The 11,280-nt window shown below is 70.4% G+C and carries 5 protein-coding genes and 2 pseudogenes; all 7 read right to left on the minus strand.

Annotation, left to right across the window (positions count from 1 at the left end):
* Nucleotides 1–220, minus strand: a pseudogene (locus ACWEBX_RS34360) (citramalate synthase); the annotation flags it as partial.
* Nucleotides 221–1,469: 1,249 nt separating this feature from the next.
* Complete coding sequence (locus ACWEBX_RS34365; RefSeq protein ID WP_451888677.1) at nt 1,470–2,072, minus strand: sarcosine oxidase subunit gamma; 603 nt, start codon at nt 2,070–2,072, stop codon at nt 1,470–1,472.
* Nucleotides 2,065–5,313, minus strand: a complete 3,249-nt coding sequence (locus tag ACWEBX_RS34370) for a sarcosine oxidase subunit delta family protein (RefSeq protein ID WP_451888678.1) — start codon at nt 5,311–5,313, stop codon at nt 2,065–2,067. Before ACWEBX_RS34370 ends, ACWEBX_RS34365 begins: the two co-directional genes overlap by 8 nt.
* A gap of 12 nt (nt 5,314–5,325) precedes the next feature.
* Complete coding sequence (locus tag ACWEBX_RS34375) at nt 5,326–6,558, minus strand: sarcosine oxidase subunit beta family protein (protein WP_099918837.1); 1,233 nt, start codon at nt 6,556–6,558, stop codon at nt 5,326–5,328.
* On the minus strand, nt 6,555–7,931 hold the full coding sequence (glyA, locus tag ACWEBX_RS34380; RefSeq protein ID WP_451888679.1) for a serine hydroxymethyltransferase: 1,377 nt from the start codon (nt 7,929–7,931) through the stop codon (nt 6,555–6,557). The genes ACWEBX_RS34375 and glyA overlap by 4 nt, the downstream gene beginning before the upstream one ends.
* A pseudogene (locus ACWEBX_RS34385) lies at nt 7,928–8,789 on the minus strand (bifunctional methylenetetrahydrofolate dehydrogenase/methenyltetrahydrofolate cyclohydrolase). Before ACWEBX_RS34385 ends, glyA begins: the two are co-directional and overlap by 4 nt.
* 37 nt (nt 8,790–8,826) lie before the next feature.
* Nucleotides 8,827–11,265, minus strand: a complete 2,439-nt coding sequence (locus ACWEBX_RS34390; RefSeq protein WP_451888680.1) for a GcvT family protein — start codon at nt 11,263–11,265, stop codon at nt 8,827–8,829.
* Nucleotides 11,266–11,280: the final 15 nt, after the last annotated feature.

The raw sequence follows: 11,280 nt of genomic DNA on the forward strand, positions 1-11,280 counted from the left end.
TCCTCGGGGGCCTTGCCGCCAGGTCGGCGGGTCGCACCGAACGCGACCAGCACTGCGTTCTTGAACGCGATCTCCTCCTGAGCACGGGAGAAGAACTCGGTGTCGCGGGGGTTGGCGCCCGGCCATCCGCCTTCGATGAAGCCCACGCCGAAGTGGTCCAATGCCGGGCGATGGCCAGCTTGTCCGCGAGCGTGAGGTTGATGCCTTCATGACGGCGACCGCCTGCCGTACGTCAGCCGCACGACTACCCTGCCCGGACGGCCAGCACGTCAGTCGCCGGGCTACTCGCTCTGGCGTGGCACTGTCATCTGTGGACGAGCTGGTCGTCCTCCGCCGGGTGGGGCAGCCAGGAGACACTGAATGTCACGCTGGTGGAACCTGAGCTGAAGTCGGCGTCGGCGTCGCCGGCGATGTCTCCGGCCCGTGACGCCACCCCGCACGCCTGCACGGTGCCCGCGCAAGCCTCTCTTTCCCGCCGATGCCCCCGCATTGCAGCCCCGCCACCCTGACGGCGGCACGGGCGCGGCGGCCCCGCCGACGCGCAACCGGCTTGGTACGCGCTCTGATCCCCGCCAGCGTCCGCGCCGCCCATCCCGCCCTCCTTCTCCTCAACTCCAGCCAGGGCATGGGCAAAAGCGGCCGCAAAGGGGATGTCACAGGCCTGACCACGTCTGCATGGTGGGGTGACCTGCACGGATTCCGCGATGTGGGCGAGGCTCGCGCAAGAGAAGTCGCAAGAGATCTCGCAGGAGACGCGGCAAGCATTCATGCAAGAGATGGTGTCGCGAGGCATATCCACCTTGCGGTTCGAACGACGATTCCGTCGGGCCGTGGGGTCCTCACACGGCTCTGATCGACGCCCAGGACGAACGCTGTCAGGTCCGCGCAGGTCTGTGGACTCTCTCCCCCGGGGCCGGGATCTCAAGGATGCGGCGGATCTCGCCTGGCTGCGTGCGAGCCAGCGCGAATGGGGCGGCGCTGATAGTCGCCCGCACGTACTGGAGCGGCCGCGCTCCGGGCGGTGTCCTCAGTCCCGGGGCGCGACCCAGTCTCACGAGTGCAAGACGGTCGACGCCACCAGCCAGACGCCGCCGGATTCCCATGCCCGCGCACCGTCAGATGCAGAACCCGATCAACGGCGAGCAAGTCGCGGTCGGGGAAGCCGGCAGGTGCACCAACTCCATCCCCCGCCGACCAGAGCTGTCCCCCGGCACCGCCGGTGTGCCGGCGTCGGCCCAGCTGATCAGCACCTCCCGCACACCGGGGGGAACCTCAGCCCGCAAATGTTCTGCGATTTGTCTGTCGCCGCGTTCCGCGCGCAGACACAAGACACGCAGACAAGATCGCCCGCACCGACACACGCCGCACAGGAGCGCCGCAGCGGGCACAGCGACGGATCCTGACAGCATCGGCCTGTCGGTCGCGGACGCCTCCCACCTCCTGTGGATATCACGCCCTGTTGAGCTCGTTCAGACGTATTCCGCCGCCGCGTCCAGCAGCCAGTCCGTCAGGTAGCCGGCAAAGGACGAACGGACCAGTACCCAGAATCCGGCCTTGGGTTCGTCCCTGGCGACCAGCACGATCTGTGTGCGGGCCAGGGTGGTCTGGGCGCAGCACCCGGCTCCGAAGACACGCGGGTGGAGATCCAGGGGGCAGCCATGTGCCAGCAGGTCACGGGCGCGTGGACCCGTGACAAGGAGGGTGGTGCGCTGGGCGGAGACGTCGGTGACAGCCACGGGCTCGTCGCCACTCGCCGTCCTGATCCGGCTCTCCAAATCCCGCTGACCGCCGGTCGGGCCCACCACCAGCCATTCGTCGGGGCCCAGCCACACAGCGGTCAGCTCGCCGGCGCGTACGACGGTGTCGGGTTCGAGGGGCAGTTGGAGGCCCAGCGCGAGCCCGACGGCGTCCGCTGCCGCTCCCTTGGCGTCGAGCCGGACGTTGACCTGGGCCAGGAAGGGGAGTTCGGCCAGCCGGACCGCGCCCCCGGAGGTGCGCGTCGCGGCGGCCAGGCGGTCCGCGGCATGCGACAGGGGACTGCGGCGCGGGATGGTAAGGGCGGTGTCAGCCATCGCGGCGGGCTCCCTCGGGGTCGTAGAGGACGGGGCTTGCGACGGTCACCGAAACCAGCCGGTCGCCCACGGGGGCGTAGAGCCGCTCGCCGATGCGGTCCCGGCCGCCCTTGACCAGGGCGAGGGCGAAGGTCCGGCCGAGCGCCGCGCTGCGGTAACTGGAGGTGACGTGGCCGAGCATCGGGACGGGCGGGGCGGGCAGCACGCTGTCTGCAACCAGCTGCGTGCCTTCGGGGAGGAAGGTGCCCGGATCCTCCGGGAGCAGACCGACCAGGTGCTTGCGGTCGGGGCGGACGGCGTCGGCGCGGGCGTAGGAGCGCTTGCCGATGAAGTCGGGCTTCTTCTTCGACACCGCCCAGCTCATGCCGAGGTCGTGCGGAGTGACGGTGCCGTCGGTGTCCTGGCCGATAATCGGGTAGCCCTTCTCCGCGCGCAGGACGTGCATGGTCTCGGTGCCGTACGGGGTGATGCCGAACGGGGCACCGGCCTCGAACAGCGCCTCCCACAGGGCGAGCGCCTCCCACGGTGACACATTGATCTCATAGGCCAGTTCGCCGGAGAAGCTGATCCGGCACACCCGGGCCTCGACGCCCGCGACGGTCGTGTCCCGCCACGCCATGAACGGGAAGCTGTCGTTGTCCACCGCCAGCGCCGGCGCGAGCGTCCCCAACACCTCGCGGGAACGGGGGCCGACCAGGGCGACGGTGGCCCACTGTTCCGTGACGGAGGTGCAGTGGACGCGCAGCCCGGGCCATTCGGTCTGCAGCCATTCCTCCATCCAGTCCAGTACGGCGGCCGCGTTGCCCGTCGTCGTGGTGACCAGGAAGCGGTCCTGGGCAAGGCGGATGACGGTGCCGTCGTCGAAGATCATGCCGTCCAGGTGGCACATGACGCCGTAGCGGATCATGCCGACCTTCAGGGTACTCATCATGTTGGTGTAGAGCCGGTCCAGGAAGACGGCGGCGTCCGGGCCCTGTACGTCGATCTTGCCGAGGGTGGAGGCGTCCATGAAGGCGACGCCGTCGCGGGCGGCGGCGCACTCGCGCAGCACGGCGGTCTCCATGTCCTCGCCGTCCTGCGGGTAGTGCCAGGGCCGCTTCCACTGACCGACGTTCTCGAACAGGGCGCCGTACATGACGTGCCAGTCATGCAGAGCGGTCGTACGGATCGGGTCGTGCAGTGCGCCGCGGTCGCGGCCCGCGAGCGTGGCGAAGGAGACCGGCGTGTAGGGCGGGCGGAACGTCGTCGTACCGAGGGCCGAGACGTCCACGCCGAGCAGTTCCGCGACGACGCCGCTGGCCAGGACCCCGGATGTCTTGCCCTGGTCGTTGGCGGTGCCGGCCGTGGTGTAGCGCTTGGTGTGCTCGACCGAGCGCAGACCTGCGCCGGTGGCGCGGGTCAGGTCGTCGATGGTGACATCACGCTGGAGGTCGACGAAGCGGGGTGCGCCGGCGGCGCCGGGGACGAGGAAGACCTGCATGGCCGGAGAGTGCGGCTCGGCGGCCACGTCGGGAAGGCGGGGCGCCTCGGAGGCGTAGCCCTCGGCCTCGATCGCGCGGGCACCGGCGGCCGCGCCCTGCGCGAGGGCCCGGGCCAGGTCGAGGACGCCGTTCGCGCTGCCCGCGACCTCGACGGCCTGGCGGCAGGTGCCGGGGAGGAAGGAGCCGAGTGTGTCGTCGTAGCGCAGCTTTCCGCCCGCCTGGCTGAACAGGTGCGCTACGGGATTCCAGCCGCCGGAGACCAGCAGCAGGTCGGCGGCGAACTCCCGGGTCCCTGCCGACTCCCCGTACGGAGCGGCCGTCACGGCGGTGAGCCGCCGGGCGCCTTCGGTGCCGACCACGGCGTGTCCGCTCAGCACCTCGATCCCGGACTCCCGGGCACGGCGCGCCCACTCCCCCGGCTCGGGCCGGGTGTCGACGATCGCCGCGACTTCCACGCCCGCCGCCGCGAGATCCAGCGCGGCGGCGTAGGCGCTGTCGTTGGTGGTGAAGACGACGGCGTGGCGGCCGGGAAGGACGCCGTGGCGGTTGACGTAGGCGCGGGCCGAGGCGGCCAGCATCACACCGGGGCGGTCGTTGTCCGCGAAGGCCAGCGAACGCTCGTGGGCGCCGGTGGCGAGCACGACGCGACGGGCGCGGATGCGCCAGACACGCTCGCGGGAGACATGCTCCGGGGACTCGGCGCCGAGGTGACTGGTGCGGCGCTCGACGGCGAGGAGGTGGTTGTCGTCGTAGTGGCCGAAGACCGTGGTGCGACGCAGCACGCGCACTTCGGGCGCGGCTTCGAGGAGCGCGCCGATCTCTTCCGCCCAGTCGAGGAGTTTGCCCGACCCCAGCAGACTGCCGCCCAGCTCCGGCTGGTCGTCGGCGAGGATGACGCGCGCTCCGCTGCGCGCGGCGGCTGCCGCGGCGGCGAGTCCGGCCGGTCCGGCGCCGACCACGAGCAGGTCGCAGTGCGCGTGGACGGCGTCGTAGCGGGCGGGGTCCGGTTCGGTGGCGAGGCGTCCCTGACCGGGCAGACTGCTCGCCACCAGACCGTCGTACAGTTCGACGGTCGTCGCGGGCAGCATCGGTTCGGGGAAGGGTGCCTCGATCTGGATGACGGCGTTGGGCTCCTCGACACCGGCCGAGAAGATGCCGCGCGGGCGGCCGAGCTTGATACTCGTGCCGGCCTCGATGACGCCGTTGGCGAGGAGGGCGGAGGCGAGGGTGTCGCCGCGGAAGCCCTCGTACTCCGTACCGTCGAAGGTGAAGCGGAGGCGCTCACCGCGGTGGACTCGGCCGCCGGTGGGCAGCCGGAACGGTTGGGTGGCGACGGGAGTGGTTTCTTCCCCAAGCCCGCCCCTTCCCGAAACTGGGGCTGCCGCCCCAGACCGCGCGGGGTCCGTCGACGACTGCGGGTCCCTGGGTCGGTTGTGCCCACCTGATCCGCCCTGCAGGACGCCTGCCCACAACCCAGGCCGGGTGGAATTGTCCGGCGCCGGCTCGCCCGCGCGGTACACGGAGAGAATCTCGTTCGTCGCCGTGTCGCGCACCGCGTTGAACCAGCGGCGGCATCCGGCCGCGTGGCTCCAGCGTTCGGCGAACGGGCCCTTGGGGTTATCGCGGAAGAAGAGGTAGCGCGCCCACTCCTCGTCGGTCAGGGCGGCGGAGTCCTCGGGATAGGGCAGGTGTGCCTGGCCGCCGTAGTGGAACTCGGCCTCGTCACGGGGCCCGCACCAGGGGCATGGGATGAGCAGCATGGGTTCGGCTCCCTAGTGGGCCACCGCGGCCGCGCCGTGCTCGTCGACGAGCGCGCCGGTGGTGAAACGGTCGAGCGAGAAGGGGGCGTTGAGGTGGTGAGGGGTGTCGTGGGCGATCGTGTGGGCGTAGACCCAGCCGACGCCCGGGGTGGCCTTGAATCCGCCGGTGCCCCAGCCGCAGTTCAGGTAGAGGTTGTCGACCGGGGTGAGTCCGACGATGGGTGAGGCGTCGGGGCTGACGTCGACGATGCCGCCCCAGGTGCGCAGCACATGGGCGCGGGCGAAGACCGGGAAGAGTTCCAGGGCGGCGGACATCTGCTCTTCGATGATGTGGAAGGCGCCGCGCTGGGTGTAGGAGTTGTACGAGTCGATGCCCGCGCCCATCACCAGCTCGCCCTTGTGGGCCTGGCTGACGTACACATGGACCGCGTTGGACATGACGACCGTCGGGTGCACCGGTTCGAGGAGCTCGGAGACGAGCGCCTGCAACGGGTGGCTCTGCAGCGGCAGTTCGATGCCGGCCATGGCGGCGAGCACCGAGGTGTGGCCGGCCGAGCAGAGCGCCACCTTCCCCGCCGCGATCGGGCCGAGCGTCGTCTGCACTCCTACGACCCGGCCGCCGACGATGTCCAGGCCCGTGACCTCGCAGTTCTGGATGATGTCGATGCCGGCCGCGTCGGCGGAGCGGGCCAGGCCCCAGGCGACATGGTCGTGTTTGGCGATGCCGGCGCGCGGCTGGTAGGTGCCGCCCATGACCGGATAGCGCACGTCGGGCGAGATGTTGACGATCGGGCAGACGTCCTTGACCTGCCGCTCGTCGAGCCATTCGGCATCCACTCCGTTGAGCCGGTTCGCCTCGACACGGCGCACGCTGTCCCGGACGTCCTGGAGGCTGTGGGCGAGGTTGAGCACACCGCGCTGGGAGAAGAGGATCGGGTAGTCGAGCTCCTCCTCCAGTCCCTCCCACAGCTTGAGCGCGTGCTCGTAGATCCCGGCGCTCTCGTCCCACAGGTAGTTGGAACGGATGATCGTGGTGTTGCGGGCCATGTTGCCTCCCGCGAGCCAGCCCTTCTCCAGCACGGCGACGTTGGTGATGCCGTGGTTCTTCGCCAGGTAGTGGGCGGTGGCGAGACCGTGGCCGCCGCCGCCGACGATCACCACGTCGTACGACCGCTTGGGCTCCGGCGTGCGCCACAGCCAGTCGGGGTGCTCGGGGAGCTCGGCGCCGGGGGTGCGGGGGCTCATCGGACTTCTCCGGCTTCTTCTGCTTCTGCTTCTGCTTCTGCTTCTGCTTCTGCTTCTGCTTCTGCTTCTGCTTCTGCTTCTGCTTCTGCTTCTGCTTCTGCTTCTGCTTCTGAAAGGTGCGGGTAGAGCGGGTGCTTGGCGGCCAGCGCCTCGCTGCGGGCGCGCAGGGCGGCGATGTCGGGCTCGGGCTGGAGGGCCAGGGCGATCACATCGGAGACCTCTTCGAAGTCTTCATCCGTGAAGCCTCGGGTGGCCAGCGCCGGGGTGCCGATACGCAGTCCCGAGGTGACCATGGGCGGGCGCGGGTCGAAGGGCACGGCGTTGCGGTTGACGGTGATGCCGATCTCGTGGAGCAGGTCTTCGGCCTGCCTGCCGTCGAGCTGAGAGTCCCGCAGGTCGACCAGGACGAGGTGGACGTCCGTGCCGCCGGTGAGGACCTTCACCCCGGCGGCGGCCGCGTCGGCCCGGGTGAGGCGTTCGGCGAGGATGCGGGAGCCGGCGAGCGTACGGGCCTGGCGCTCGGCGAACTCGGGTGACCCGGCGACCTTGAACGACACCGCCTTCGCGGCGATGACGTGCTGCAGAGGGCCGCCCTGCATACCGGGGAACACCGCCGAGTTGATCTTCTTCGCGAGGTCGGCCTCATTGGTGAGGATGACGCCGCCGCGGGGACCGCCGAGCGTCTTGTGCGTCGTCGTGGTGGTGACGTGGGCGTGCGGTACGGGGTTGGGGTGCAGCCCGGCGGCGACGAGACCGGCGAAGTGCGCCATGTCGACCATGAGGAGGGCGCCCACGTCGTCGGCGATCCGCCGGAAGGCCGCGAAGTCCAACTGCCGCGGGTACGCCGACCAGCCCGCGATGATCATCTTGGGGCGGTGTTCCTTGGCGAGGCGTTCCACCTCGTCCATGTCGACGAGGTTGCCCGCCTCGGCGACGTGGTAGGGCACGACGTTGAGCATCTTGCCGCTGTAATTGATGCGCATGCCGTGCGTGAGGTGCCCGCCGTGCGCGAGATCGAGGCCGAGGATGGTGTCGCCGGGCTGCAGCAGGGCGAAGAAGACGGCGGTGTTCGCCTGGGCGCCCGAGTGCGGCTGAACGTTGGCGAACCCGGCACCGAAGAGGGACTTGATCCGCTCGATGGCGAGGCGCTCGGTGACGTCGACGTGTTCGCAGCCGCCGTAGTAGCGGCGGCCGGGATAGCCCTCGGCATACTTGTTGGTGAGGACCGAGCCCTGGGCCTCCAGCACGGCGGAGGGCGCGAAGTTCTCGGAGGCGATCATTTCGAGGGTCGACTGCTGGCGGTACAGCTCGGCGCGGAGTGCGGCGTGGACCTCGGGGTCCAGTTCCGCCAGGGGGGTGTTCAGCGCGTTCATACGGCGTTCGCGTTCCTCTCGGCGGCCTCGACGACATTGGCGAGCAGCATCGCCCGCGTCATGGGTCCTACGCCCCCGGGCATCGGCGCGAGCCATCCGGCGACCTGGGCGGCGTCCGGGTGCACATCGCCGACCAGCCCGTGGTCGGTGCGGGTGATACCAACGTCCAGGACCGCCGCGCCGGGGCGCAGCATGTCCTTGGTGATGAGCCCGGGCGAGCCGGCGGCCGCGATCACGATGTCCGCCTCGCGTACGTGCCAGGCCAGGCCCTTGGTGCCGGTGTGGCACAGGGTCACGGTGGCGTTCTCGGACTTGCGGGTGAGCAGCAGTCCGATGGGGCGTCCGACCGTGATGCCCCGTCCGATCACGCACACCCGCGCTCCGGCGAGCGGCACGTCGTGACGGCGGAGCAGTTCGACGATGCCGCGCGGGGTGCACGGCATCGGGGCCTCGACGCCGAGGGCGAGCCGGCCGAGGCTGACAGGGTGCAGGCCGTCGGCGTCCTTGGCCGGGTCCATGCGTTCCAGGACGGCATACATCGTCCAGGTGGCGCGGGAGCGGGAGCTGGACGATGTAGCCGGTGCAGGCCGGATCGGCGTTGAGCCCGTCGATCACGTCCTCGACCTGCCCCTGCGTGGCATCGGCGGGCAGTTCGCGGCGGATGGAGGCGACACCGATCTGCGCGCAGTCACGGTGCTTGCCGCCGACGTAGGCATGACTGCCGGGGTCGTCGCCGACCAGGACCGTGCCGAGCCCGGGCGGGCGACCGTCGGTGGCCGTCAACTTGGCCACGCGTCCGGCGAGTTCGCGACGGATCGCGGCGGCGGTAGCCTTGCCGTCGAGCAGCTGTGCGGTCACTGGCAGTACTCCTTGCCTCGAAGCCGACGATGTCGTGCTAGCCACGGAGGCGGGACATGGTCGGGTCGAACAGGGGCTCCTCGGCGACGACCGCCTCGACGCGCAGGTCGAAGTAGCCGATGTGCACGGTGGTGCCGGGGGTGGCGAGTTCCGCCGGGAGCCACGCGTAGGCGATGCCCTTGCCGATCGTGTAGCCGTAGGCGGCGCTGGTGACATAGCCGACGGGGCGGTCACCGTCGTACACCGGCTCCTTGCCCAGGACGACGGCCCCCGGGTCGTCGATGGTCAGGCAGGTGAGCTTGCGCCGCACGTCGGCCTTGCGCCGCTCCAGCGCGGCCTTGCCGATGAAGTCGTCCTTGTCGAGCTTGACGGCGAAGCCGACCCCGGCCTCGTAGGGGTCGTGTTCGTAGGTCATGTCGGTGCCGAAGGAGCGGTAGCCCTTCTCCAGGCGCAGGCTGTTGAAGGCGCCGCGGCCGGCGATGACGCCGCCGAGCGGCTCGGCCGCCTGCCACAGGGTGTCCCAGAGTTTCTGGCCCTGGTCGGCGGTGGTGTAGAGCTCCCAGCCGAGCTCACCGACGTACGACAACCGCATGGCGGTGACGGGCACCGAGCCGATGTAGGCGCGCTTGGCGCGGAAGTACTTCAGGCCGTCGTTCGAGAAGTCCGCGTCGGTGAGGGGCCCCAGGACCTTACGGGCGAGCGGTCCCCACAGGCCGATGCAGCAGGTGCCCGGGGTGCTGTCACGGACCTGGACCGTGCCGTCGGCGGGGAGGTGGCGGGTGAACCAGTCGAGGTCCAGGTTGCCGTTGGCGCCGACCTGGAAGAGGTCGCGGGCCAGGCGGGCGACGGTGATGTCGCTGCGGATGCCGCCGTCGTGGTCGAGGAGCAGGGTGTACGTCACCGAGCCGACCGACTTGGCAACCTTGCCGGTGCACAGGCGCTCCAGGAAGTCGGCGGCACCGGGGCCGCTGACCTCCAGGCGCTTGAGGGCCGTCATGTCGTACATCGCCACGGTCTCACGGGTGGCCTGTGCCTCGGCACCGACGATGGGCGACCAGTAGCGCGCGGCCCAGTCGTTGGGCGTGGGGATGGAACGGCTCTCGACCAGGCCCGCGTTGGCCTCGTACCACTGGGGGCGCTCCCAGCCGTTCGCCTCCAGGAAGAAGGCGCCCAGTTCCTGCTGGCGGGCGTAGAAGGGGCTCGTGCGGATCGGGCGCGGGTCCCCCGACGGCTGGAGGGGGTGCAGGATGTCGTAGACCTCGACGAAGTTCTGGCAGTCGCGGGCCAGGACGTACTCCGGGGCGAGCTGGTGCGGCTCGAAGCGGTTGACGTCGCACTCGTGCAGGTCGAAGGACGAGCAGTAGCCGTCGACCAGCCATTCGGCCATGGCCCGGCCGACGCCCGCGGAGTGGGTGACCCAGACGGCCTCGGCGACCCAGAAGCCCTTGACGTCCGGGGATTCACCGAGGAGCGGCTGGCCGTCGGTGGTGAAGGAGAACAGGCCGTTGATGCCCTCCTCGACCTTGGCCTCCCGCGTCGCGGGGAGCAGGGACTGGGTCTCGGTCCAGGCGTCCTCGAAGTCGTCCTCGGTGAACTTCAGGACCGACGGCATCTCGTCGGCCTCGTCCACGGACAGGATGTCGTCGACGGAGACCGGCATCGGACGGTGGCCGTAGTAGCCGATGCCCAGGGTGTCGAAGCGGTCGCGGTAGTAGAGATCGGCGTCCTGGTGGCGCAGGATCGGGCGCACCGCCTCCTCGGTCTGGCCCGCCAGCGCCGGTACCGGCCCGGTCCAGGCCAGTTGGTGGCCGAGGGGGGTGAGCGGGAGGTTCATGCCGACCATGCGGGCGATCTTCGGGCCCCAGATGCCGGCGCAGCACACGACGATGTCGGCGGGGATCTCGCCCTGGTCGGTGAGGACGCCGATGACGCGGCCCTCGCTCTGCCGCACGTCGAGGACTTCGTGGCGGGCGAGGAAGCGCACACCTCGCTCGGTGGCCCGGCGGATCTGCGCCTCGACGGCGAGGACGGCCTTCGCGAGGCCGTCGGTCGGTACCAGGAGGCCGCCGAGGACCTTGTCCGGGTTCACGAGCGGGTGCTGCTCGACGCACTCTTCGGGGCTCAGCAGCCGGGCCTCGATGCCCCAGGCGGTGATCCAGCCGTGGCGGCGGTGCAGCTCCGCGACGCGCTCGGGGGTGGTCGCCACTTCGAGGCCGCCGACCTGCAGGAAGCAGGGCCGGCCGTCGACGTCGAGGGAACAGAACTTCTCGACCGTGTAGCGGGCCAACTCGGTCATGGTCTTGGAGGAGTTCGTCTGGAAGACCAGGCCCGGGGCGTGCGACGACGATCCCCCGGTGGCAGGGAGCGGGCCCTGGTCGACGACGGTCACTTCGGTCCAGCCTCGCGCGGAAATCTCGTCGGCGAGCGCCGCTCCCACGACGCCCGCTCCGATGATGACCACTCGGGGTCCCGCCATCGCCGCACCTCCGAC

Source organism: Streptomyces sp. NPDC005070, from assembly GCF_053600395.1.